The organism is uncultured Parasphingorhabdus sp. (genome assembly GCF_963677535.2).
GTDB lineage: Bacteria > Pseudomonadota > Alphaproteobacteria > Sphingomonadales > Sphingomonadaceae > Parasphingorhabdus.
Genome location: NZ_CAXXUT010000001.1, coordinates 1050706 through 1077463, shown reverse-complemented (window position 1 = coordinate 1077463; position 26758 = coordinate 1050706). Strand labels below are relative to the sequence as shown.

The 26758-nt window shown below is 52.9% G+C and carries 17 protein-coding genes and 1 pseudogene; 7 read left to right on the top strand and 11 right to left on the bottom strand.

The window, feature by feature from the left end:
* Positions 1-65 precede the first annotated feature (65 nt).
* From ACHZCJ_RS05095 to ACHZCJ_RS05075, 5 genes are all read left to right on the top strand, one after another.
* A complete protein-coding gene (locus ACHZCJ_RS05095) occupies positions 66-1532 on the top strand; it encodes a DUF3336 domain-containing protein (RefSeq protein WP_321324450.1) in 1467 nt (488 codons plus the stop codon).
* Positions 1529-2392, top strand: coding sequence for an alpha/beta hydrolase (locus tag ACHZCJ_RS05090; RefSeq protein ID WP_321324449.1), 864 nt, complete (start codon positions 1529-1531; stop codon positions 2390-2392). Before ACHZCJ_RS05095 ends, ACHZCJ_RS05090 begins: the two co-directional genes overlap by 4 nt.
* 1 nt (position 2393) lies before the next feature.
* The gene (locus ACHZCJ_RS05085) at positions 2394-3332 is read left to right on the top strand and encodes an alpha/beta fold hydrolase (protein WP_321324447.1); all 939 of its coding nucleotides are present in this window, start codon (positions 2394-2396) and stop codon (positions 3330-3332) included.
* A 61-nt stretch (positions 3333-3393) separates the two neighbouring features.
* Entirely contained in the window at positions 3394-4395 is a 1002-nt protein-coding gene (locus ACHZCJ_RS05080) for an NAD(P)H-dependent glycerol-3-phosphate dehydrogenase (RefSeq protein WP_159641300.1), read from the top strand.
* 287 nt (positions 4396-4682) lie between these two features.
* Positions 4683-5636, top strand: coding sequence for a crotonase/enoyl-CoA hydratase family protein (locus ACHZCJ_RS05075; protein WP_321324444.1), 954 nt, complete (start codon positions 4683-4685; stop codon positions 5634-5636).
* A gap of 7 nt (positions 5637-5643) precedes the next feature.
* Here the strand turns inward: ACHZCJ_RS05075 and ACHZCJ_RS05070 are convergent, their stop codons facing one another.
* On the bottom strand, positions 5644-8100 hold the full coding sequence (locus tag ACHZCJ_RS05070) for an ATP-binding protein (RefSeq protein ID WP_321324441.1): 2457 nt from the start codon (positions 8098-8100) through the stop codon (positions 5644-5646).
* A 104-nt stretch (positions 8101-8204) separates the two neighbouring features.
* Positions 8205-10364 (bottom strand): EAL domain-containing protein, encoded by a 2160-nt coding sequence (locus tag ACHZCJ_RS05065; RefSeq protein WP_321324439.1) that lies wholly within the window; start codon positions 10362-10364, stop codon positions 8205-8207.
* Between the two features lie 264 nt (positions 10365-10628).
* Between ACHZCJ_RS05065 and ACHZCJ_RS05060 the strand changes: the two genes are divergently transcribed.
* Entirely contained in the window at positions 10629-12338 is a 1710-nt protein-coding gene (locus ACHZCJ_RS05060) for a site-specific integrase (RefSeq protein WP_321324437.1), read from the top strand.
* Positions 12339-12442: 104 nt separating this feature from the next.
* On the opposite strand, the pseudogene ACHZCJ_RS05055 reads toward ACHZCJ_RS05060, so the two are convergent.
* Positions 12443-12779 (bottom strand): annotated as a pseudogene (locus ACHZCJ_RS05055) (transposase); the annotation flags it as partial.
* A 1674-nt stretch (positions 12780-14453) separates the two neighbouring features.
* On the opposite strand from ACHZCJ_RS05055, the gene ACHZCJ_RS05050 reads away from it, so the two are divergent.
* Positions 14454-14888, top strand: coding sequence for an SgcJ/EcaC family oxidoreductase (locus tag ACHZCJ_RS05050; RefSeq protein ID WP_321324435.1), 435 nt, complete (start codon positions 14454-14456; stop codon positions 14886-14888).
* A gap of 296 nt (positions 14889-15184) precedes the next feature.
* Here ACHZCJ_RS05050 and ACHZCJ_RS05045 read toward each other — a convergent pair whose 3' ends face one another.
* From ACHZCJ_RS05045 to ACHZCJ_RS05010, 8 genes are all read right to left on the bottom strand, one after another.
* Positions 15185-15754 (bottom strand): cytochrome b, encoded by a 570-nt coding sequence (locus ACHZCJ_RS05045; protein ID WP_321324433.1) that lies wholly within the window; start codon positions 15752-15754, stop codon positions 15185-15187.
* A gap of 219 nt (positions 15755-15973) precedes the next feature.
* Positions 15974-16369 carry a copper resistance protein CopC gene (locus tag ACHZCJ_RS05040; RefSeq protein ID WP_321324432.1) on the bottom strand — a complete coding sequence of 132 codons (396 nt, stop codon included), beginning with the start codon at positions 16367-16369 and terminating at the stop codon, positions 15974-15976.
* A 28-nt stretch (positions 16370-16397) separates the two neighbouring features.
* Positions 16398-17171, bottom strand: a complete 774-nt coding sequence (locus tag ACHZCJ_RS05035) for a copper resistance protein B (protein WP_394700045.1) — start codon at positions 17169-17171, stop codon at positions 16398-16400.
* Positions 17172-17434: 263 nt separating this feature from the next.
* Positions 17435-19276 (bottom strand): copper resistance system multicopper oxidase, encoded by a 1842-nt coding sequence (locus ACHZCJ_RS05030; RefSeq protein ID WP_321324428.1) that lies wholly within the window; start codon positions 19274-19276, stop codon positions 17435-17437.
* Between the two features lie 102 nt (positions 19277-19378).
* Positions 19379-20878, bottom strand: coding sequence for a PepSY domain-containing protein (locus ACHZCJ_RS05025; RefSeq protein WP_321324425.1), 1500 nt, complete (start codon positions 20876-20878; stop codon positions 19379-19381).
* The gene (locus ACHZCJ_RS05020) at positions 20875-21957 is read right to left on the bottom strand and encodes a PepSY-associated TM helix domain-containing protein (RefSeq protein ID WP_321324423.1); all 1083 of its coding nucleotides are present in this window, start codon (positions 21955-21957) and stop codon (positions 20875-20877) included. The genes ACHZCJ_RS05025 and ACHZCJ_RS05020 overlap by 4 nt, the downstream gene beginning before the upstream one ends.
* Entirely contained in the window at positions 21957-24410 is a 2454-nt protein-coding gene (locus ACHZCJ_RS05015; protein ID WP_321324421.1) for a TonB-dependent receptor, read from the bottom strand. Before ACHZCJ_RS05015 ends, ACHZCJ_RS05020 begins: the two co-directional genes overlap by 1 nt.
* Before the next feature lie 810 nt (positions 24411-25220).
* On the bottom strand, positions 25221-26522 hold the full coding sequence (locus tag ACHZCJ_RS05010) for an SRPBCC family protein (RefSeq protein ID WP_321324419.1): 1302 nt from the start codon (positions 26520-26522) through the stop codon (positions 25221-25223).
* Positions 26523-26758 lie beyond the last annotated feature (236 nt).

The window sequence follows — 26758 nt, the reverse complement described above, 5'->3', positions numbered from 1 at the left end:
GCGTCGCACGATGGACGGGCGACGCGCGATACCATGCGTAATCTTGGTGAAAGAGTGAATAGAATATGATCCTGAACACGACTTTGAAGATGGAAAAAGCGATGGCCCAGGCCAACAGCTATTCCGAATGGTCGAAAGCGGCGAAAGCGCACGACAAATCCACCGGAGTCGATATTTGGAAGGCGTCTGATGAAAGCAAGCATTTCGATCATGCCTCCATCCGCCGTCGACTGAAGCGTCTTTCCAAGCTCTGGAAAGAGCAGGACAATGCTGGGCTACTATATGCTTTGAACGAGGGCATTCACGGCAATATGGATGGCATGGGGCACGCCCGGCTCCATCAGAAAGCCAAATTTGGCACCAAACAGCTGATCCAGGATTATGTCGACGCGATTGCCAATTCGCTCGAATATCTGGCGAGCGACAAGGTCACCGATATCCCGTTCGAGGAAAAACTCGATTTCTTTCGCCGGGCCCAGCATTGCTACGGACGGTCCGCCTTTCTGATGAGCGGCTCCGGCGCCTATCTCTATTTTCACGTCGGGGTGGCCAAGGCGCTTTGGGAAGAGGGGCTGCTGCCTGATATCATGTCCGGCTCCAGCGGCGGATCGGTTGTTGGTGCATTGATCAGCACCCACACGGACAAGGAGATTCCGCCATTCTTCAAACCGGAAAATCTGATCATCGGACCGGAGCATGAAGAAAGCGATGGTTTTCTGGGCGGTCCCAGCCGGATGCGGGCCGACGAGATACGCCAGCGACTGTCGGACATGCTTCCCGATCTTACATTTCAGGAAGCCTATGAGCTGACCGGCCGGCATCTGAACGTATCGATTGCGCCGGCGGAAAAACACCAGACTTCGCGCCTGCTCAATGCCATTGCATCACCCAATGTGTACATTCGCGAGGCGGTCCTGGCCTCCTGTGCGGTTCCGGGCGTTTACCCGCCGGTGACTCTGGCGGCGAAAGATCACCGTGGCGAGCGGGTCCCCTATCTGCCCAACCGCAAATGGGTTGATGGTTCGGTTACACACGATCTGCCGGTCAAAAGACTGGCGCGGCTTTACGGCGTCAATCATCATATCGTCAGCCAGGCCAATCCGCTGGTCACGCCGTTTGCGACGGATGTCAGCCAAACCCGCAATCCGCTTTCCTCTATCCGCAATGCCTCGACCGCTACGATGAAGGCCTGGCTCAACGCCAACGTGGAGATCATGCAGAAACCCTTGTCCTATTTTCCAAGACTGAACAGCATGGCGAATATGGCGCTGTCGGTGATCAATCAGGACTATACCGGTGACATCAATATTATCCGGCCGACCATGTTCTGGAGCCCGTCCAAGCTTCTGAGCAACTTGCCGGTCGAGGATATTGCCGAACTGATCCAGCTCGGTGAGCGCACGGCTTGGCCGAAAATTGAAATGGTCCGGACCCAGACCAAGATCAGCCAGACGCTGGACAGGATATTGTTCGAATATGAAAATGAACTGGCGCATGATCACGAACTGGTTGTAAAAAGGAAAATCGCTTGAACCATCGCGACGGCACTCTGACGCTTGCGCCGGGTTCCAAGGCCGCCGGAGCCAGTCTCTACTGGCAGGAATGGTCGCCGGACGATGATCCCAAAGCAATCATTGTGCTGGTGCACGGCTACGCAGAACATAGCGGACGCTATCAATATTTTGCCAAGCATTGCGTGGCCAGAGGCTATGCAGTGTTTGCACTGGATCACTGGGGGCACGGGAAATCGGACGGTACGCCCGGCTTCGTTCCGGACTTTTCGGTATTCCGCGATGGTGTGGATCAACTGATTGCGCAGGCGAAGCAGGATTTTCCCGATTTGCCCGTCATGCTCGTCGGGCATAGTATGGGCGGACTGATCAGCGCGTCCTATTTGCTTGCCGGGCAGGACAAAATTGCCGCCTGCGTGCTTTCCGGTCCGGCGATAAAGGCGGCCGAAGCGCCGTCCGGGGTCCTCAAGGCGATCAGTGGTTTTCTGTCCCGCTTCTTCCCGAAGCTTGGCGTGCTTGCTCTCGATTCAAACGGGGTCAGTCGCGATCCGAAGGTGGTGGCTGACTATCTTGCCGACCCGCTGGTCTATAACGGCAAGATGGGGGCGAGGCTGGCTGCTGAAATGCTGGGCAATATGACATCGGTACAGGAGAATGCCGGGCAGATTTCATTGCCGATGCTCCTGCTTCATGGCGGCAAGGACAGCCTCGCCGGTGTCGAAGGTTCTGAATTTCTGGATCAGCATATTTCCTCGAGCGAAAAACAGCTGAAAATCTATCCTGAACTGTTTCACGAGATTTTCAATGAACCTGAAAAAGATCTGGTCTTGAACGACATGACCGACTGGCTGGACCAACAGCTGGCGACAAGAGGAGCGTAACGTGGGAACCGTCGAAATTTTCCTGACCATCCTTGGCATTCTGATGGTGTCGCTGATCGCGCTCTACGTGTTGTTTCCGCGCACTCTGTACGGCTTCTTGCGCAACAGTTTGCGACGCAAGGGCAAGTTGACGGCGAAGTCGGTCAAAGTGGGAGATATGATCTGGCCCTATCTTGAAGGCGGGGCGGCGGATGGCGAGCCATTGGTACTGCTCCACGGTTTTGGCGGCGACAAGGATAATTGGGCGATATATGCGCCGCAAATTGTCGGCAAATATCGTTTGATTGCACCGGACCTGCCCGGATTTGGCGAAAATATTCGCGATATTTCCCGTGATTATGACATGGCGACGCAGGCAGCGCGGGTACGCGATTTTCTGGACGCCATGGGCATCGAAAAATGCCATATTGGCGGCAACAGCATGGGCGGTTTTGTCTCTCTGCGCTTTGCGCTGGATTATCCCGAACGTTTGCTGTCGATGACGCTGTTCAACAATGCCGGTGTCGTCGGGGCCAATGAAAGCAAGCTTCAGAAGGAAGCTCAGTCGGGCAAAAACCCGTTGGAGATCCATAGCCCTGACGATGTGAAGCGGATGATGGCTTTTGTCGCGCACAAGCCGGTAAAGGTTCCGGGCCAGTTCCGGAAGATTTTCTACGAGGATTTTGCCGTCCATCGTGAATTGCTCGACAAGATATTCTGGACACTGGTGGAAGACGGAACGGTCAAGCCGCTGAACGATCAGCTCGGACAGGTAAAGGCCCCGACCCTCATAATCTGGGGCCGTCATGACCAGCTGATTGATGTCAGCTGTGTTGATGTATTGAAAGATGGCATCCCCAATGCGGAATCGGTGGTGTTCGAAGAAGTTGGTCATATTCCGATGATCGAAAATCCGAAGGGCACCGCCAAGCATCATCTCGAGTTTCTTGCAAAATACTGAAATTCCCTGCAGTTTGGACAGATTGGGCTTCCGCTAGAGGAGTCGCCGATGGAGGGTCGATATGGAATTGAAGGTAGGATTGCTCGGCGGTGGATCATGGGGCACGACAGTTGCTTCTCTGGTGTCGCGCAATGCGCCGATAAAGATCTGGGCGCGGGATTCCGAGACGGTCAGCGATATCAACAATGATCATCGCAACAGCAAATATCTGCCCGATATAAAATTACCGCCCGCCTTGACCGCGACGTCGGAGATAGGGGAGGCCGTCTCCGGCGCGGATGTGCTGGTGATGGGCATCCCTTCCAGCAATTTTCGCGCCGTTCTTGAAGAAGCGAAACAATATCTGAGACCCTGGGTTCCGGTCATCAGCCTTACCAAGGGACTCGAACTGGCCACCGGCATGCGGATGACGGAGGTAATAGAGGAAGTGCTTCCCGGGCATCCGGTCGGCGTTCTGACTGGTCCGAATCTGGCCCGGGAAATCATGGCGGGACAGGCGGCGGCGAGCGTGATCTCGATGGAAGACGAGATTATCGTCAAGCAATTGCAGCAGCTTTTCCACTCCGGTCTGTTTCGTGTTTACACCAATACCGACCTGCTGGGGTGCGAACTGGGGGGCGTGCTCAAGAATATCATCGCGATCGCGGTGGGCATGGGCGATGGCCTGGGGGCCGGCGACAATACCCGCTCGGCCTTGATCACCAGAGGGCTCGCCGAAATCACCCGGCTCGGCGTGGCCATGGGCGGAAAGCCCGAAACATTCGCCGGCCTCACCGGCATGGGCGACATGATCGCGACCTGTACCAGTCCGCTGAGCCGGAATCGCCATGTCGGAGTCGAACTGGGTAAGGGGCGGCATATTGATGAAATCATCGCTGATATGCACATGGTTGCCGAGGGGGTTAAAAGCGCGCCGACGGTGATCGCGCTGGCGAGAAAATATGGCGTCGAAATGCCGATCGCCGAGGATGTATTCGAAGTCACCAAAGGCAAGCGGTCGGCCGTTCGCGCATTTCGCGGACTGGTCAATCAATCGGCTGGTGCAGAGTCCGACGCGGGTTGAAGATTCGCGGTTCCTGCCGAACCACAAGAGGTGAAAACATGGACAACGGCACAGCGGGAGAGGCTGGATATCCGCCTCGTTCCGCAGGATATTAACGAATTGGGTGGCAAAAATTCAGGCTCAAATGACTCAAAGATAAGCAAAATTTTGATTTTGCTAACCATGTTACCCAATCTTCTCGGTTTAACTTGCATTGAAATGGGGCATGTCATAAAATTTTACATATAAGGTGAGGAGGTTTGTTAGGCTGAGTATCGTCGAACATCTTGCCGGATATGGAGTATGATATGGACTTTCGCAGTCGCGCTGCCAACGAGTTGGATCGTAATTTGACGATCGAGGCAAATGATTTGCTGGTCCAGACACCCCCGATTGCGGAACAGGATATCTTCTCGAAACAGTTTCGCGAAATCGACTTGCGATTTGACCGTTCCGACGAAATCTTCTGGTGCTATATGAACCAGACATCCCGTCCCAGCTACACCTATGAACTTGGCGAAGAGATCCAGCAGGTGCAGGACTGGATCCACTCCAATTATGCGACCAACAGCGCCAATGCCGCAGATCCGTTGCGCTATTTTGTTGCAGCGTCCCACACGCCGGGGATTTACAATCTTGGCGGAGATCTGAAGCATTTTGCCGATTGTATCCGGCGTCGCGACCTCGGGGCGTTGAAAAAATATGCCCGGACCTGTGTTCACATGCAATATGAGAACAGCACCGCATTCGGGGCACCGATCATCACGATGGCGCTGGTGCAGGGCGACGCTCTGGGCGGCGGTTTCGAACATGCGCTTGCGTTCGACATATTGGTGGCCGAAAAAAGCGCGCGACTGGGGTTGCCGGAGATTCTCTTCAACCTTTTCCCCGGAATGGGTGCCTACAGCTTTCTGCGTCAGCGACTTAGCCGCAAGGAAACCGAACGGTTCATTCTCGAAGGCAAATTATACACCGGCGCCCAGCTATATGACATGGGCGTGGTGGATATTCTGGCGGACGACGGAATGGGCGAGGCCGCCATTGTCGAATATACCAAGGAAAACCGCAAACGCTTCCATGCCGAGCGAGCCGTCTATCGGGCCCGCAAAATCGCCAATCCGGTAAGCCTCGAGGAGTTGCTCGAAATCACCGACACATGGGCCGAAACCGCACTCTATCTCGAAGAGGCCGATGTTCGCAAGATGGAGCGGCTGGCCTCGGCGCAGGATCGACGGATAATGCGGTCGCTGCGGGCCGTTTGAGGATTCTCTAGATGTGCGCGGCCTGTTCGGTTGGCACATGGCTGTTGCTGCTTGCCAGCCTGCTATCAAGATAAGCGCGAATATCGGAAACCTGCTGTTCGATTTTCGTCAGATATTCCTGGCGTCTTTCTATGAAATCCGGTTCGCCGATCACCTCCAGCTTCGAACATGTTTCGACCAGATAGCTTGCACCGACATTGGAAGCACCGCTTTTGAATGCATGGGCGTGAAAGCGGAAATCCTCAACGGACCCATCTTCGACAGATTTCCGGAAGGCGGCCAGTATCTCCCCCGTATCTTCCAGATAGGCCTCGATGATCGAGTTCACAAACGCCTCGTCGCCAATCGATAGCAGATAATCCAGCTGGGTCGGGTCGACAGCAGGCGGCTCCGGCCGTCGCAACTTGCTGTCGAAATTGCTGACCACGCCCAGCGGGTCGGAAAATGTCTCGGCTGGCTGTTCGCTGACCTGATGCCCCGTTTGTGTGGCGATCACTTCGAGAACCTCGGTCGCTTCGATCGGCTTGGTAATCCTCAGGTCCATGCCGGCATCGAGACATTTTTTTTCGGTTTCCTCGGTCGAATCCGCCGTCAGGCCGATGATCGGGATATGATTGCGCGGACCTTCGATCTGACGCCATAGGCGGCAGCATTCAATGCCACCCATGACCGGCATATTCACATCGAGGAAGACAATCTGGAAGGCCCCGTGTTCGAGCTGTTCGAGTGCTTCTTCTCCGTCGTCTACCACGGTCACCTCGTGGCCTACATTGGACAGGATCGTCTCCAGCACCATCTGGTTGGTACGATTGTCATCCGCAACCAGCACGCGAACCGGTTTGACTTCGGATGCAGGTTCGCTGTCTATCGCTTCGTTCTGCTGGCGCGGGCCCGCGCCGACGAGGGAGCAGCCTATCTGGGCAGCGCTGCGGATCGTGCTGAAATCCGAGCCGGACGGCAGCAGAGTTGCGAAGGCCGCACGCAACTGGATGTCCCTGAGCGTTTTCTCCTTGCCTTCCGTCAACAACACAGGTGGCAACTGAGCGTTCTGAAAGGCGGACCACAGCGGGGACTGGTCGTCCTGATCGTTGGCAAGGGCCTCATCCAGCAGGGCGATGTCATAATGCTCAAGATGGAGTTGACTGATAACATCCTGGATATCCTCGGGAGCGTTGCACTGGATATGGTCGATGCTGACAGACTGATTTTCCTCGTTGCAGATATTTGGCGCATAGTCTTCCTGCGTGAGAGACAGGATTCTGACGATATTGTCATCGTCGCTCTCCTTGACCGCTTCCAGCACATCCACTGGGCATGACAAGGTAAACGTACTGCCGGTACCTATATCGCTATCGAGAGAAACGTCGCCGCCCATCTGGTTGGCAAGCTTCTGACAGATCGCCAGGCCCAGACCGGTTCCGCCGAATTCGTTTGCTATCTTGTCATTCGCCTGCTGGAAAACGTCGAATATTTTCTGCTGATCCTCTTTGGCGATGCCCGGCCCGGTGTCGCTGACGGAAACCCACATTTCGTCCAGGCCGGTCTCCGATGAAAATCCACATCGCAGCGTAATCGATCCAGTCTTGGTGAATTTTACCGCATTGCTGGTGAGATTGATCAAGATGTTGCGCACAAAGTCCAGCTGGCCTGAAATCATCTGGTTGCTGCCCGGCTCTGCCTGCAGAATGAGTTCCAGATCCTTTTCATCGGCGGCAATTTGCATGATGTCGCGCACTTCGGTGAGAATGTCCACGAGACTAAACGGTTTCGGATCGGGCAATTCTTCCCGCGAATCCGATTGTGCGAAATTCAGCAACTGGTTGATCAGGTGGAGCAAGTGACGGCCTGCCGATACACTGGTCGCGATCATCTGGTGCTGTTTTTCCGGCAGTTTCATATCGAGCAAATGGGTGCCGTAGCCAATGATTGCGTTCAGTGGTGTGCGCAGTTCGTGGCTGATGCTTGCCAGAAACAGGCTTTTGGCCTTGTTGGCTGCTTCGGCTTCTTCTTTCGCATGGGAAATTTTGGTGATCAATGTCGAGCAATAGGCCGGTATCACCAGCAAGCCGATCAGCAGGCCGATCGAAAGTGAGGAATTCTGGCGCCAGAAGTCTACAGAATAGATGGCCCAGCCGAATGCCATCGTGGCCATCGCGGATGCCAGGAAAAGCCAGAGAATGCCAAAGCGGAAACCGTTGCCGAGAATGACCCAGAGGAACAGCGGATAGCCGGCCGCCACGCTTTCTCCACCGACCTGAAACAGGAAGGCGCCGACGCCAAAATCGGTGCAAAGTCCCAGAAATCGCCGCAAATTGGATGTGGCGGGGCGGAGCCGATAGGCCACGGCAAGAGCGAGGCTCAGGGTGAAATAAATGCTGAAGCCAACGATCAGTCCGGAGGTTGCACCAAGCCAGACGCTGACGGACCACCCCAATATGACCAGGATGATCCGGTTTTTGATCATCTCATGTTCGCGGTCACGCGCCTGACCATCCAGAGCGCCCTTCGGATGCCTGTGGTGCCTATGCGACCGTGCCGGCGCCCTTTTGGTGGCGAAAAGCAAGTGGATTAACCTTCAACCGCACGACTGGCCGGATCATCCTTCCGCCCGTCGAACAAACGTCCGAGATCCTCGGCCCGTTGCGGACGTGCGATCTTGAAACCTTGGATTTCGTCACAGCCCGAAACACGCAGCAAATCAAGCTGCGCGTCATTTTCGACGCCCTCGGCTACAACGCGCATATCCAGAGCATGCGCCAAATGCGCGATGGTCCCGATGATGGCGCGATCCGCCGGACTATGCTCGATCCGGGAAATGAAAGCGCGATCGATTTTCAGGCAATTGGCCGGCAGGTCCCTGAGATATTGAAGAGAGGAATAGCCGGTGCCGAAATCATCAATGGATATCCCGACGCCACTGTTGCGAATCTGCTGCAGCGTGGCCCTGACCTGCTCATTATTGTCAATCAGCAGCTCTTCGGTGATCTCGATCGTGATTTTCGACGGATCAATGTCGTTGGCTGCGATATTCTCCAACAGTTCCTGGCAAAGATTCTGGTTCTGGAACTGTCGCGGAGAGACGTTGATGGCAACCCGTGGCAAATCAATGCCGCGGTCTGCGTAGGCTTTGATCTCGCGGCAGACCTCGCCCATGACCCAACGGCCGAGTATATCCATCAATCCGCTTTCGTCGGCAACCCGGATGAACTGGATCGGAAGCAGGCGGCCGCGGCGCGGATGGTCCCATCGGATAAGCGCTTCAAGGCCTACATATTCAAGCGTTTTGGCATCAACAATCGGTTGATATTCCAGCGCGAACTGGTTCTTTTTAAACGCATCGCGCAACTCGTTCTCGAGCGCGGCATCGGCCTGGGCAATCTCGTTCATGTCTTCCGAGAAGAAACGGTAGCAATTGCGGCCATTGGCTTTGGCATCATACATGGCAAGATCGGCCATGCGGAGCACTTCCTCATATTCGTCGCCGTCACCGGGGATCAGGCTGACACCGATGGATGCGCTGATGACCTGGCCGACGCCGCTGATCGCATAGGGCTCGCTGATTGCCTTCAATATTTTGGAACAGCGGGAATTGATCGAATCGATATTCTCAAACCGGTTCAGGATGACCGCAAATTCGTCTCCGCCAATGCGCGCGGCAAAATCCTCGGGAGCGATGACCTTCGAAATGCGCTGTGCCACCTCGCGCAACAGAGCGTCACCGCTGTGATGGCCGCGGGTGTCGTTGATGATCTTGAAGCGATCCAGATCGAGCAACAGAAGAGCGGCCTGGCTGTCGGTTGTCTTGCAATTGGCAATGGTCGATTTGACATTTTCGGCAAGCAGAACGCGGTTGGGCAGTCCCGTCAGCATGTCATGCAAAGCCAGGTGGGTTCTGTGTTCCTCGGCAAATTTCCGGGCGGTGATGTCGACCGCCGTCGTCAGCACACCAATCGTTTCACCTTTGTGATTGAGCAGCGGGGATTTGTTGCAATGAAAAATCAGGTCGACGCCGTCGCTGGTGATCTTTTCCTCGAAATGCGGAATAGCCAGGCCCGATTTCAACACCATCGCATCGCGTCGGCGCGTGTTCGCAGCCAATGCAGGTTCATAATTATTGGCAAAGTCTGTGCCCACCATCTCGTCCGGATCCTTGTCGAACAGCGCAGATTGGTAGGCGTTGGTGAACAGGCATTTGCCGGAACGATCGGTGGCATTGATCATGATCGGGATCGTGTCGATGATTTGCTCAAGCATGCTTTTGCCCGAAGGACCTTCGGTCGACGATGCTGTGCCAAAGGCGGCGTGCTTGCGTCCGATTTCCGATGCGCGCTTGCGCAGCGTCACACTTTTCTTGCTTTTGGTCAGCAGGGACAAGGCGCGGCTACAGAATTCCACGTGGGAGACCGGGCTCTGCAGGAAATCGGTGGCCCCCGCATCGAGCGCCGCCAGCCGGCATTCGCGATCCTGATGCGCAGTGATGACAATGGCGGGAACTTCGCTGGCTCCGGGCATCAGCCTGACTTGGCGGATGAATTCCGCACCGTTCATCTGCGGCATCCGGTAGTCGACCACCATCAGGTCCGCCTTGTTGTCACGCAGCCATTCCAGCGCTTCCACAGGGTCGGCAAATGTGACGGCGGAATATTTTTCCCCCATCAGCGTCACGAACTGGGCATAGATCCGCAGATTGGTGGGCCGATCATCGACTATCAAGACACGTGTGCTCATGATTGAAGGCACTACATGGCTATAATCAAGATAAGGTTAACGTCGATTTATCAGATCATTTTTCCGGTTTTGTGCCTCACTGAGCCGCTGCCATGAACGGTCAAATCGGAAGAATTGGAGGCATGTTCGCGAAATAATTGGTCGGGAAGAGAGGATACTCGAGCAGAAGAATTCTATCTATTTGATTCCATTAAGATATTGATTTAATAACGTATTATGTTACGCAGCTGTTACGTTTAACTGTTACGATAAAGAGAGTATAGTTTGAAAAATCTCGCTCGCCGAAATGGGTCGGCAAACTGGTATTATCGAGAAGCGGTTCCATCTGATGTGCGGTCGATCATGACGGCGCGAAATGGAAAAAGTCCTAGCGAAATATGGATCTCCTTGGGAACGCCGGACCTAAAATCTGCGAAGCTTCAGCTCATTCAAGTGAGGGCTAAGCAACATGCAGAATGGAATGAATTGCGTATTTCAGCAACTGAACGACAGGGAAAAGTTCCTACTTGTTTAGATTTGGCTAATGCAGCTATAGAAATGGTGCACGCTGTCTTTGTGAAAGTGAATAAGGAGAAGCTGACAGAGCAGCTTGCTCAGCAAGCGGATGTTACGGACATTCTGGCGAAGCGTAAGCAGGTGTTGGTACAAAGTGAGTTTCTTCCATCAGAGCAAGATAAATTGGCGATGCCAAATCTAGCTATTGCAATTGCGAAGAAACAGGGTTGGGATTTTCAAGGAGATACAGCCGAGGGGCTGAAACTGCAGGAAGAATTGGTTCGTTTAGTCACTGCTGCAGTGAAGGTGGGCCGTCGTGACTTGATTGGTATGTTAGAAGGGCGCGCACCCCAGGCCAGCCGCGATCAGATAATGGAAGAGCTGGGCTTCAGTGCGCCCCCGTCGGCGGCGGCTGGATCGAAGATAACCGATCTTTTCGAACGGTATGCAGAGTCAGTTCAGAAAAAAGCCGATACGTTAATGACCGAGCGAAAGGTTGTTTCGCTTTTTGCTGAGTTTGTCGGTTCATCGCGAGATGTATCTTCAATTACAAAGACTGAGTTTCGGGAGTTTCGGAATGCTCTTCAGCAGGTGCCTGCAAATTGGAAGCTTCGCCGCGAGTTTAAGGAACTTTCGCTTAAGGAGGCGGCAAAGAAGTGGCGAGTATCTGGCGGAGTAGGTCGCAGTCCTAAAACGGTTGCGAAAGAATGGTCGGGCCTCAGTGCCTATTATGCCTGGCTCGTGAAAGAGGGTTATTGCGATGAGAACCTTACCGTAGGTCTCGCTCCTAAGATCAATAAGCGTGCTGGAAAATTCCCAACGTATTCACAGGAAAAGCTTCAAGTTGTTTTCGCGAGCCCGCTTTTCGAAAAGTGTGCAGGGGATGGCAAGGAGCATATCGGAGGGAATGAGGGGATCCGAGATTGGCGCTACTGGATACCGCTCTGTGCAGCTTACAGCGGCGCACGCGCTGGGGAGATTGCTCAGCTTTTCGTCAAAGATATCAAAAAAATTGACGACATTTGGGTCTTTGATCTGGTGGAAGACAATCACGATGGTGATGGAACTAAATCACTTAAGACAGACTCCTCGCGGCGAGTTGTTCCAATTCACTCTACATTGATCAAATTGGGACTATTAGACTACGCTAAGCTAAAGCACCAAGAGGGTTTAACTCGGTTATTTCCGGAAATCCTTCCGTGTAGCCGAGGTATGATGAGCACCCAGGTGTCGAAATTTTGGCGTCGCTACTTAGAGCGCCTTGGGATCAAAGAAAAAGGGTTGGCATTGCATAGTTTCCGGCATACATTTTCGGATGAGATCAGGAGGCAGGGAGGATCCGATGCAATTCTTGGTTCAATCTTGGGTCACGCTAAAGGTACGCAGACTTCTCACTATGGCGTGACGACCGAGGGTAATTTATCTCAGAGAAAAAAGCTAATCGACTTGGTGAGTTATCAAGGGCCGCACTCGCGCTAGCCGCATTGTCGCCGTCTCAATATTCAGAAGTTTATTCCGCAGCGGTTGGGACATATGTATTCATCTGAAGCCATAACGGTCGACTTGGAAAATTATGTATATCCCTTCGCCCGCCTGCTCAGCGGGTTCTTAAGCCACGCATAGAAGCCGCTCGGATGGATGCGTAAGCTGCGGCACATTAAAACACAGGGCGATGCTCAGCAACAAACGCGTATCTCACTTTGCATCTCTGGCGAAATACGCGGTGGCTTTTTTTAATATGTCACGCTCCTCGGTGACCCGTGTCAGCTCGCGCTTCAATCGCCGGATCTCGGCATCTTTAACATCGCCGCCAGCAGGCTGAGAGAACTTCTTCTTCCAAGCATATAGCGAGTGCTGGCTGACCCCCAGGCGCTGTGAAACCTCCGCAACAGGATAGCCCCGCTCAATGATCTGGGCCACCGCATCACGCTTGAAATCGTCGCTGAAATTTACCTAACTCATCTTCTTCTCCTTACCTCAAATTTAGGTAAGAAGGTGTCCAGAAATCTAGGGGCTATTCACATAGCATTTCATGTCCGCGCAACTGCTTGACCATGGGCACCTGTTAAACCCCGATGGATGGATTGCGATTCAAAAATCGTCGTCAGGTAGAGATCGGCACTCCGAGCGAGTTAAAGCAACAAGGTTTCCGGTAACAAGAAAGACCGCAGTCTATGCAACCCATGCCACCAGCAGGAATCCCAAATCCACATGGGATCGCGACCAAACGCCGGTGGATGGGTGGTATCAGAAAATTCCCGGCTGATAGGGAGTAGGGGGATGAGAAGTCCTTTGGATTCCTAGGACTTCCACTGTTGCTACAGATTCTTTTACACACCGAGATTTTATGGAATCGATCGAGATCTCTTATATTCAAATAGGTTCAAGAAAGTGATTTTCATTCATCTTCCTTTTAAATCTCAGGCGACAAACCACCGCCTTTCGGCGGTGGTGGAGCCACGCGACGTAGTCGCGTAGTCCAATGATTATACTGTATGATTTCCTGAATTCATTCGTCTTCCGGAGGTCGTTTCGAACCAGATGAATTCATGCTTTCCATGTTTTCATGTTTTTCAGTCATCCCCTGCGGGGATGACCAGCTGCGCGACTTCGTCGCTTGCTCCGCTTTTTTTAATCGTCATCCCAAGGAATGACTTTAACCCCCCCCAGCTACAAGTAGGCCGTATTGGTTCTCTTGCAGCTGAGGTTTTTTTGTCCCATGGGAAAGTGGTGAAGAACCTGGCGGAGAGCTATTCCGCAGACCGGCGGAGCTCCTTGCCGATCAATCCAGTTCCGAAACCCGGCCTTTTGGCCAGCTCGGTCATCCAGCAATGCTGGACTCAATCCTTGATAACTTACCTACAATTATCAAAGACCAGAAAGTTGCAGTCATGCAGTGCTTTCATCTTTGGTGGGTCTTTTGCCTTCGAGGCTGGCTTTCACCGACCTGTGGTTAGCAGATCGATTTTCCAGTCGTGTTTGCTCACTCATGGCTCCGGTCTTCTTCCCGGCTACCGTATCGGCCGCGGGTCACGGCTATCAACCCTGCAAAATATGACAAATCGCTATTGCTAAATAGGTCTTCGTAGGCGCTGCAGATCGTTGCCCTGATCAATCAACTTTACTTGTTCGCATCATACCATAATTGCCCGGTATTGTCGTCCCGAAAATGCCAGTGAATGTCATTTTTCAGAATGTTGTGAACGTGTCTACGTAGAGGCGTCTACACTGCTTTCCCGTTGGGATCATAATCCACGTGTCGGGGTTCGCATCCCTCCTCCGCTACCATTTCAATGTGGGAATAATCGGCTACGCGATGGAGTAGGTGTTCGGATCCAGTAACTTCTCATTTGGACGACCGAAGTCGGGTGGGAGCAGCCATTGGAAAGGCTAGAAACAGAGTTCCGAAATTGGACCGTTTGCCGACTATCCGCTATTGGATGTTGGGCGGTGGAAAGCGGACCTTCGGCTTCCGCCCCAGTTACAGACACTAAAACTGGCGGACAATGCACTATAAAATATCATCAGACCAAAACATGAGTCCGTTGCACATCTAGAAACTTTCTGATCTAGTTGGCGAAGGGGAGAATAGCGATGAACGAAAAAGATGATCTAGCCATTAGTTCAATGCTTCTGGATCAAGACAGTGCTTGGTCTCGCGGGGACGCAACTGGCTTTTCAAAACACATGGCAGACGGTTTCCTAGCAACGAATGTCCAAGGGCAATCGATGTCCGGCAAGGCGGTATTCGACCGGCAACACGAATTCATCTTTGGTGGTTTTTTCAAAGGTTCAAAGATGACCCAGACGATAGACACCCTCAAATATTTGACGGAGACAACTGCGTTCGTCGAAACGACTGTGCACGTGAGTAATTTGACTGATCCCCCCGCTATGTGGCCACTCGACTCGCAAGGGCAGCTTGAAACTCGATTACTTCAAGTCTTGGAAAAGTCAGGCGGCACGTGGTCTGTAGTTGCTTATCACAATACAATTGTGAACCACCGAGCGCCACCGATAGTGGAATGAAACGTAGGGAACGTTTAATCTAAAAATCGACAAGTCAGCTGAGGCAGTAGGACCGAATGGTTCCTGCTTTCCCATCTACAGTCAATCCTGACAGCGAATCCCAATGACCGCTTCCCACCCACTTTCGGTCGTTCGACCTGATTAGATGGAAATAAAAGCTGTCAGTCGGCTAACGCCCCAATTGCGGACGTTCGCAACAGTCGAAGCCGATGTCCGCTTTGCGCCCCAGTTGCGGTCGTTTAGTCAATAGCGTTGATGCTTAAAAGTGGAAATAAAAATCCAGGGCCATACTTTCCCTATTGTTCGCGCTTTCCCGGAAGCATAGCACTCAGCACTTTATCTTTGCGTATGAAATGATGGTAGAATGCGGCCGCTGCGTGGAAAGTGACCAGGCAAATCATCATCCATGACAGGGCAAAATGGGTCCAATATGCGACGCCCAGCCCGGCCCGGAACTTCGGTGTGATCGGAGGAATGGTAAAAAGCCCCCAGAAGTTCACACCGCTGCCGAAAAAGGAAGAGGACAGCCAGCCACTCAGCGGCACCGCTGCCATCAGGACATATAGGCCTATATGGGTCCGGTGGCTCCATTTCTGCTCGAATTCGGTCAATGACTCCGGCGCCGGCAGAGGCTGTTTCCAGCGCCAGTAGAAGCGAAAAATTATAAGTGCCAGAGCCATTAATCCAAAAGCCTTGTGCCAGTGGATATATTCAATGAATATGAGCGGGCCGGATGTGAACCAATAGGTACTGCCATTGACGTGCAGGACAAAAATCGATGTCCCGATGATCAGCAACGCTATCGTCCAGTGGAGCGCCTTCGAAACGGCGCCCCATCGCGTTTCCGTATTTCCCAACATCGCCATATTGCCCGCCTAGAACTTGTAGGCCAGAACAACACCAAATTGCTGTCTTCTGGGCGCTGATACCGCAAAATCACGCCGGAAGGTGGTCTGGTTCAAACCGGTCAAGCAAAGCCTGCACAGGCCGATGAGCTGATATGCTGCTAGCCCTAACAATCCTAGTATGGTGGCATAGTGCAAGATCCGAAACAGAATTCGAGGCCAGTCATCCATTTCGATGAACTAGCGTACCGTAAAGTTCACGGTGCCTTTCATCCGGTGACCATCAGCAGCTGCGGCTTGCCAGCGCACTTCGTAAGTACCCGTTTGCAGAGGTTTGCGCAGCGATAAGGTAAGTGTTTTGTTGTTATTTGACCAAGCCGAGGTAAAATTCCGGATCACCATCGGTTGGTGATTTTTCATGCCAGGCATGGCGGTCATAACGATGCTGGTTGCAACTGTCGGGGGCAACAATGCTTCACTGAAAGTCATGGTCACGCTGCGAGGGCGAGCAACTGCTGAGCCTTCTGCTGGTGTTGAGGCTGTGACCCGAGTGTGGGCCTGCGAAGCTACCGGAATTGACGCAGCCGATATCGCAATCGCAAAAGCTCCGATCTGTAAAATATTACGAAAGTTCATAAATTTATCCTTTAAAAATTAAGCGCGCTCAAAACCAGAAACGGATGCCAACGACATAATTGGTAACGCTGTTGTCTTCGCCGCGCGCGGAAGCGTAATCTGCACTACCGCCTACTCGCCAGCTTTGCTCGACGCCGATATAGGGCGCGAATTCACGCTTTATTTCGTAGCGCAGTCGAAGCCCGAGTTCGACGTTATCAATCCCTGCGCCGATCCCGAGTTCGGGAATATCTTGAGCGGACAGGTTAATTTCTGTGCGTGGTTGCAGGATTAGCCGCTGCGTAATTTTTTGGTCGAGTTCAGCCTCGAACCGGGCTGTGAGGTCGCCGCGATGCGAAAGAAATATCGCTCCATCAATCTCAAAAATATAGGGCGCAACGCCCTGAATGCCGATTACCGCATGGGTTGTATCGGGGCCGGCAATATCTTGGCGCACGCCTGCTTGCAGATCGAAAAAGGGGGCAATCGCGCGTGAGTATAGGGCCTGAATTTCGGCATCCTCTACCGGCTCGCCAAAGCTGCCTTCGCCTTCGCTCTTGAACCAGAACTTGCTAGTGGTTCCGCCATAATAACCTTGAATATCCCATAGATACCCTTCCGAACCTTGCCGAAACTGCACTTCAGCGCGGTCAGCTTGGAACCAGACAAGCGGATAATCGCCATGGGTTTTCTGCAAATCCTCACGCGATGCACGCATGGCATCCGCGCCCCAGATAGCATCCGCAGCGCGCGGAGGGCTGGTAGGCGCATCCGCTGGTGGCGACGTTTCTATTTCAGGGCCGGGCGAAGCCGCACCTTCCATCTGATCATGATCCATTGCGTCATGATCCATGGCCGAATGATCCATATCTTCCATTCCGGAAGGTTGGTCTGGTTCAGCCGGAGCTGGCATGACGTGGCCAGCGTGCGGGTCGATGGGTTTTGCCTGCGGGGCAGATGACGGGGCGGGCTCGGGTGAAGTCGCTGGGGTAGCGTGGCCCTGATGCGCATCATGATCCTGCGCTTGCGCCGATACAGGTAGCATCGCCGCTGCCAAAGCGGGCAAAATGATGACTGAAGTTCGGCTCATGAGCCCGCTCCAGGTCCAGCGACCGTCACCGTCTGCATCATCCCGCCATGCATATGGTAAAGGAGATGGCAGTGGAACGCCCAATCGCCCGGCTCGTTTGCTGTCAAATCAAACTGCGCGCTGGCTCCAGGCTGCACGATCATAGTGTTTTTGCGCGGTTGCAATGCAGGTGACTGGCCGTTCACCATTTCAAAGAACATTCCGTGCAAATGGATCGGGTGCGCCATCATCGTGTTGTTGATAAGCTTGACACGGACCCGCTCGTTCCAAGCGAAGCCGATGGGCACGTCACTGACTGCGCTATACATGCGTCCGTCGAACGACCACATATAGCGTTCCATGTTTCCGGTCAGATGCAACTCAAGCAAGCGTGAGGGCTCACGGGTGTCCGTGTTAGCATCGCGGGCAACCAGCATCCGGTAATTCAGAACGCGGTGCCCCGGATCTAATAGGTCTTTATCGCGCAGCCCAAGGCCCGGATCATCCATTTTGTCTACGGGTGCCATTGATACCATGTCGATACCCGGACCAATTGCTACATCAGGCGGCAGGAGCGACGTATCGCGCATATTCATGCCGTCCATACTCATACCGGCCATACCGCTGCTTTCGCCGGACGCGGCGGGTTTTTGCTTGCCATGATCCATGGTTTCTTTGGTCTTTGGTTCATGATTCATGCCGTCCATTTTATCGCCGTTGCCATGATCCATTTCACCATGATTCATGCCCATATCGGCCATCGTCAGCAGAGGTGGGTCGCGCAATGCCGGAACTGTGACGCGGGCGCCGGGGCGGCTTGCCAGAGTGGCGAGTGCCATTCCGGAGCGGTCCATAGATTCAGCAACGATGCTGTAAGCTTCTGCGCCGCTTGGTTCGACAATCACATCATAGGTCTCGGCAGTGCCGATCTGAAACTCATCAACCTCAACCGGGCGCACGGCCTGACCATCAGTGGCGACAACGCTCATGGAGAGACCCGGAATGCGGACATTGAAGAAAGACTGAGCCGAACCGTTGATTACGCGTAGTCGCACCCGTTCACCCGCGCGGAATAGATATTCCAATCCTTCGGATGGTCCGCGACCATTGGCTAGGAAGGTGTAAGTGGGCGCTCCAATATCGGCAATGTCGGTTGGCATCATCCGCATCTTCGCCCACATGCGCCGCTCCTCTGCCGTCATCGGGTAATCATCGGTCATCGTATTTTGCTGGCGGTTGAAATAGCCTTCGCCAGTACGAAGCCGGTTCATAACAAAATGAGGATCGAGCGTCGTAAAATCGCTCAGTAGCAATATATAATCACGGTCGGCTTTAATCGGGTCGCCGCCGCGCGGCTCAATGATCATCGGCCCGTAGTGGCCAGACTGTTCCTGCAGTCCCGAATGGCTGTGATACCAGTAAGTGCCCGATTGCCGGATCGGAAATTCATAAACGAAGGTTTCTTTTGGCTTTATGCCGGGAAAGCTAATGCCGGGAACGCCATCAAACTGAAACGGCAACAACAAGCCGTGCCAGTGTATTGAGCTATCGACACCGAGATTATTTGTCACATTAAGGCGGACATTCTGCCCCTCTGTCAGCCGGATGAGCGGGCCGGGAACACTACCATTGACAGCAATTCCAGGGCCTCGTCGCCCTTCGACAATCCGGTGACCGCTCCCAATCGAAAGATCAATAATTTCGCCGTTAACCTCGTCAAAACCGGCCGGGATGAGAGTGTCACCGCTGCCGTGCACGCTGTGCCCTTGCGCCCACGCAGGAATAGCGGCTGCCATGTAGCCAAAGCCCGCTGCGCCAGCGCCTACGGTCAGAAAATTTCTTCGATTGAGTTTAGTCATTTCTATCTTTCGGATAACCGTCATTACATCTGTGCCGTGAGCAGCAGCCTTCGTCCTCGCAATATATTCGGCTTTGTTGGACAGTTATTTAGCCAGTTGGCGTTAGACCCATTTACGGCGCAACCACATTAGTGGGCCTGAGATTACCAAGAGGATTGCAAGGACGGCAAACAAATCACTCATCCATTTAAATTCTTTGTGAATTGTGAGGCCGGTATGGATGTCCGCGATAAGAAGAAATATTGTCGTGCCAGGTGCAGCATGACGAAAAGCGATGCCACTATCATTTAGACGTCCGTTAACGGCGTTTGAAGCAAATATCCCGCGGCTGGTTTTGAAAAGCCATCCGCTGGGGGTTTGTGCGGCGCTAGTCAATGCACTGGGCATATTTGTAAGTTTAACCCAGTTTTCTTGTTGCATATTTAATGCATAGTTTTCATTCCTGCTATAGCCTGCGAATATCCATTCGCCTCTTCGCGTAAGATACGCACCATTGAAACCAGTAGCAAGCGCCTGAACCGACGATTCAAACCAGTTGACGCCGCGGTCGCGAGTTTCAAAAACGCCTAATCGTGTGGCAATGATTAGCCGGTCGGCATCTCCTGGCCAGGCCACCGCATCCTGTATTTCACCTTCGAGATGAAGTTTGGAGTATACCGGTGGCGTCAATTCGGCACTCACGACTTTCCCGTCTGCCCAGCTCAGAAACCCGTAGATATGATTCAACGGAATTGCGGTGAGTGAGAGGTAAAGGATCGGGATTGCTCCGATCATTCCTATTATTGGAGCATGCGAACGGAATAACCAGCGAATAGCGCCGCGTTGCGTTTTCATCGTAATGCCCCTGCGCCTACCGGGTCGTGTAATCCACCAATAACCCAACCCCGTGAGCGAAAGAATGGCCATGGCTACACCGCCTAAGTCATTCACGAGTGGCCCCCAAGACCCAGGAAGGGCGCGGCCGAAATGAATGTCCATGACTAGCCGTCCTACTTCCAGTGGCGCTAATTGCCCTGAATACCGCGTAGATAGATCATAAGGTATGACGTCGGTGCTGGCGAGATCATAACCCATTATATCGCTATGGCCGCGCACCGCTAGCAAGGTACCCGGTACGCTACCCTCGCTAAGAGATGTTATAGCAGTATTCTTCCATGCCAGCCTTGAAGCCATCATGACAGAGGGATCCAATTTCCAGAGACCATCGTCAGTCGCTAGATAAGTTTGGGCGGATCCTCCGCTGTCTATTTGTGCCATGTCGAAAAGCTGAGGCTGGCCCGTTAGGCCTTCAAATTTGATGGCGACCCAAGTTTTCCCGCTGTCACGCGAATACCAGGTGCCACGTTCGGAACCACCAATGACGTTTTGCCCATTGGACGAAATATGTCGCATGACAGTCGCTGGCGTTAATCGCTGCATCTGATCCGACATCAACTCGTTGCTGACGCTCGTTTGACTCAGCCATCGCCATTCATGATGATCGAGCAATATACCGGTGGTGGCGACGATCAATAACCAAGCCGCAGCCGTAAGGCCGGAAATCTTGTGAATCTTTCGCAACAATTTGTAGGTTTGCGGCGAAGGTTTTGTCACGAGCTTCATGAAGTTGCTGCTTTACGACGCTTGCGCGGGCGATTACGACGCCACATGATCAGTCCGCTCACAAACCAAAACGTCAGGCTGAGCCCCATAATGGTCATTATCACACCACCAGCAGCCCCTATAATATAACCGCTATGAACCGGAAACAGCCAGCCTCGCGCTCCGTCTCCGCCGCGTAGAACGCCCGATGGATATATGCCTTCCACTTTGCCACTTCGCGGGTTTACCAATACGTCAGTTCGCTTCAGCTGGCGATCGACAAATGCGAACCAGTCATAAGCAGCGTGTGCACCAGCGGGCGAGAAAGCGATTGGATGCTGTCGACCTATTTGTTCCCTTGCGAGTGCGTATGTTTGGTCAAGCGTCACACTGCGAACTTCGGTATTATTCGCATGTTCCATCCCTGCGCGCATATTGAGGCCGGTGACAGAATTGTCAGTATTTTTTTCAACCCATGTGACGATATTAAGCGCAGTACCTGTAGAGGCAACGATCAAAAGAAGTGCGCCTGTGAAGAGGCCCGCATAGCGGTGAATTCTATTTAACATCGGCTGACGCCCACCCGCTTTACGCGTACGGAAATGCAGCCAGATGCCCAGCACAGCGAGTGCTGCGACCGACAAGCCGATCAGGGTCAATAAAATGCGCCCGATGGTTCCAAAAATAATCCACTTGTGCAGTGTAGTTGCCAGACCAATCCACCCGCCGGTAAGATCTCCTTGATATACGATACTGTCTGCGTATTGATCCACTGTCACCATAGTAGACATAGGGCGCGCGTCTGCCAATCGGCCCATCGCCATGACCGCAGTTTTAGGTGCATTGGCCGCAGGATACATGACGTGGGCAACCTCAAAATCCGGTGCGTCGCGGTTGATCGTATCAACGATCGTTCCTGGGGTTGCCATCTCTCCGTCGGCCTTTACCTCAAACATGGCAGAATTGGTCACTCCCATCAGCCAGAAACGGTATTGCGACACTGCGCCGGTCAGCCCTTGGAATACAAGGAACAGGCCGACGATGAGAGCGATGCGCCGGTGCCATGTCCGCAATTTTACAAGTGAAATCTGGCCAGCCATTAGAATTCATACCTAGCTGTCAGGCCGAACTGTCTTTTACGCGGCGCCGCTACGGTAAAGTCCCGGTAAAATGTAAACCTACGATTAGCGAACGACGCGAAAGAGCGTACTGGATCAGGGACCAGCAATCCACGGCTGAAATCAAACAGCCGCGTAACCACCAAAGGAGTTCTGTCCTCAAGCACGTTGTTGACAAAGAAAGTGACATTTATCTTGTTGACTTCAAAGCCAGCACGCAAGTTTAGATTGTAACTGTCACCAGTCCGGGCGAGGTTGTGAACTTGCGCATATCGGTTTGTTTCATAAGCAAAGTCGCCACGCAAAAACAACTTAACATTTGTCGATACAGGAAATTCCGCCATTCCCGAAAGATTTAGCTGGTGCGCTGGCGTTTGTGGCAGCCGATTGCCTGCTACTTGACCGTTGGGACCATCGACATCGGCCGGGTTGGTAATCGAAAAGTCAGCATCGAGGAAGCTAGGCCTGCCATCGGTATCCAACAGTTCTTCTGTATTTTCATCATAAAAATCAGTAAATACTGCATCATTATAGGCATAGCCAGCTCGAAAGCTTAGCCAGTCGGTCAAGTTGCCTGACAGCTCAACCTCGATACCTTTAATTTCTGACGCACCAGCATTGACAACGAATGGTACGGTATTGAACGTACCATCCGGGCGACCATAAGGCTGCGACTGAGAAAGTTGCTGCTGTCTCCAATCAAGGTAGAATGCAGCAACGTTGAAATAAATGCCATTTGGTAGTTCGCCTTTAGTGCCAAGCTCGTATGACCAAACCTCCTCTTCCTTGAAAACGTCAAAACCCCTCGTTTCGAAATCATCAATGAATGTTTGCTGCGAATCGGTGGGCAGATCGTTAAAACCGCCAGGTTTGTTACCTTTTGCGATTGAACCGTATAGGTTCCAGCGCGGCGCCAATTCATATCGTGCCGTTACTCGCGGCAAAAACGATTTGAATGTTGCTTTGCGCTGGTTGGTGGCCGGAGATATCCCCAGATTATTTTGATCGTTTTCGGTTGAACCCAAAATTTCGTCAATTTGGTAGCGCGCCTCTGCAGTCAGTGAGAGTTTGTCCGTGGCATCTAGTTCAAGGAGGCCATAAATGGCATAGTTGTTGACTCCGTCATCAGAGTTAAATCGTTCGCGTTGACCGAAAATCGGGCTTGTAGGGGTAACATTTACGTTATATCCTTTGCCATCGCGTTGTCGGTAGTAATAGGCACCGACCAAACCACGCAAGCGACTCGATTGGGGTGTTTGAATGCGAATGTTCTGACTGAAATCGTGAGTCTGTGACCCTTCGATTGTAATACTCGGATTAACTGACGGACTCAGATCGTTATCATACCCATTTTGATTTACACTCCCATTATATGCCGTGACAGAAGTGATCGACCAATCATTGTCGAAAGTTTGGACGATTGTAGCGTCGGAGCGAAAGTAACTGCGGTTGAGACCGTCATATCCGAGAGCTTCAATTGCATCATTATTATAGGCTAACTGCGTGGGCTGCTCCACCTCCCCGCAAAAATATCCGCGTGATCGATTTGCATTGAGGGCAATTGTTCCAAAAACAGTGCCAGTCACTTGTGGCAAATAGCAATTCAAATTGTTCGACCCGACCTTGTATGTCGCATATCCCTTGTCTTGGTCCTGACCATAAGCCCCTTGCAGAATGACTTCGAGATTGGGGTTAGGGGTAAGACGTAATTTAGCACCCACATTCCAGCTTTTCTGGTCGTTAATATCACGCTTGCCGGTGTCCGCATTCACATAGTCGCCCCCAAAGCTATAGTACCGGCCAGATACCTCGAAAAAGGCATTGTCAGTCAGTGGGCCGGACACAAAACCTGAGGTTTCATAATGGTCGTACTGTGCAATCGTCTGGCTAATCTGGCCGCGAAATTCTTCGTTTGGCTTGCGGGTGACGAAATTGATTGCTCCAGAAAAGGTCTGGCGGCCGAAAAGTGCTGCCTGCGGTCCGCGGATGACTTCCACCCGCTCCAGATTATCAAGTTGGTAGCTGGTGATGTTGCCAGATACGAAGACGCCGTCAACAAAAAAGCCAGCATTTGCCGCACCAAGTATATTCGACATTCCCCGGATTGCTGGGCGCGATGCAGCCCCACCATCACCGCTGCCTGTCCGGCCGTAACCCTGTCTAAATGAGAAGCCGGGAGTTTGGAGTGCAACATCTGAAACGTTCTCGAGACCGGCCTCCTTGATGTAATCCGCATTAAACGCGGTGATAGTTAAGGGGACATCGACTAGCCTTTCTTCACGCTTCCGCGCAGTCACAATAATGGGCTGCGAATCCACCTGAGGATTGCGCTGCGAAGCGGCACCAGCCGCTTGCTCATCTCCGGCGACTTGGGCCCATACAGGCCCAGCGGCAAATACAGTTCCTACTAGTAAGGCAGCTTTAACAGTATGCATATTGTCCCCCCTTTTTTTTGAATTGTCCCTTTAGCTAATCAAAAAATGAAATTTGTCCAGACAAATTTTACGTCAGTCGATTCCGGCATTTGTCTATACAATGTGGTCGGGGGGGGGATGCAGCTTGGACCAAATTAGTCGCCTTTTACCAAGCCGTTACATGCCCAATGTTCATCTTGCGACATACAGTTTGGATATGAAATTCCATATGTAGAAACATCACATATAGCCTGCAGCAGGCGCCTTTTGTCGGCCTCATGTGGGTCAAAATGTTCCATTTCAACAAACCAAGGCGGCGCTCAAGCCGAAGGCGTTTAATATACAAACATCTGATTTTGATTGTCATTTGGAGTCTGTCCGACGACCAATATTATAATCAGTCTTTATGCTAGCCTGACTGATTGAACGTCTGCTTTCAGGATCGAGATTAGGTTGTGGGAACGGGAACAATTCGGGCGGATGCCGAAGGTCCGCTTTCCACCGTCCAGCATCCAATAGCGGACAGTCCGCAAACGGCCCAATAGCAGTCGTCCAGATATGATTTATTGAATGACCGCTTCCCACCCATTTTCAGACATTTGCGTGGCAATGGTGGGAGCCTAAAAGCCGACTCAAGACTACTTCATCGCCTACGGCAGGAGATGGGCCGTTTGCGGACGGTCCGCTCTCGGAAGTTTATCAGGGGCAAGCGGACATTGATCCTTTCCACATCACGACGGCCGCTACCGCCTCAATTTTTGCCGTAAGCCAACGTCCGTCTGGGCTAGGCAAGCCGTTCGCCCTGTGTCTAAGCGAAGGGCAAATGAGTGGCTATTCCGCCGCTTCCATCTGTTCCATCTGCGCGACGCGGGGATCATTGGGATAGACCCATTCATCGCCGATCACCTGTTCCACCGCGAGATGGTCCGGCACCCGGTTGAGACCGATCATCTTGTCGCAAGTCTGGTGGAAGCTGTAGATGCGCGCTTCCTGATAGCTTAGCGGCACGCTTTTGAAACCATCGCTTTCCATCGATTTCTGGATCATTTCGCCGAACTGCGTGTCCTCGAGAATGATCGACGACATGTCCCGGCCATTGGCTTTGCTTTCGTCCGGCACGGTCCACAGATCCGGTGCCGGGCCATCACCCCAGTCCATGGCCATGGTTACCAGTTCCAGCCGGGTGGTATTCAAGGAGGTCGGCCAGAAGATCAGTGGCGGAACGAAATAATTGCTCAGCGGTGACACCCAGTTGGGGAACATCGTATAGCTTTGGGTGCAGGTGCGGCCAAATTCGCCGACGCCTTCAATTTCCTGCCAGTGGGGCGGACTGTCGATGGCGCGGACATGTTCGCGGTCGGTCTGCTCGGGCGCAGGCGCAAGCATCCGCGCATGGCCGTTGGGATACAGGGTGTTCACATTGCGCTTGCTGTCGACCAGAGGCGCAACCGTGTCGGGATGGATGAAGGGGACGTGATAGACCTCCATATTGGCTTCCATCGCCACCTTCCAGTTGCACTGCAGGTCGAAACTGTGGCGCGCGGCAAGCCTGATCTTGTCAAAGCGGAATTCTTTCCACTCATCCCAGACCGGCCCCAGCCACTGTTTGAGCGGCATCGCCTCTTCGTCAAAATTGACAAAGATCAGATTGCCGAGCCTCTCGCATCTGACCGGGATCAGGCTGCGGCAGGACATGTCGAAATCAGGGCCGAAGTCCTGTTTCTCCGGCACCCCGACGAGGCTGCCATCGGTCTTGTAGGTCCAGTTGTGATAACCGCACATCAGCCGCGGCGACCGGCCCCTTTCTTCGGTTACCACCGGCGCACCGCGATGGCGGCAAGTGTTGTAGAAGGCCCGGATTTCCCCATCCATGCCGTGCACGACGACGATCGGATCGCCAATCTGTTCCCATTTCATGAAACAGCCGGGTTCGGGGACTTCATCGATATGCGCCGCGAACAGCCAGGTTTTCTTCCACAGATATTGCTGCTCGAGATCGTAATATTCCTGGCTGGTATAGCGGCCAGCGGGCAGGTCAGGCAGGCGTGGAAATCCCTCTGGCGGTGCGGTACGGGAAGCCTCCCATTCCATCAGCGCTTTCATCTGGTCGATGTAGGCAGTCTGCATTACCATGGCCCCCGTCCTTTGCTCAGCATTGTTTCGACGGCCATTTTGGTTGCTCCTGAAGTTCAATTTTTTTGTCTTCACCAGGATAGAACGCACAAAATTGATGTCAATATTAAATGTAACAATGTTATAATTAAAGCTCCATTCTCATTGGTGGGCCGCTTCGTGCCAAGGTCGCAAATCCGAGCATGCTGCCGTTTTACGTGAACGTTCGGTCAAATTTCAGCGATTGTCACAGCTGT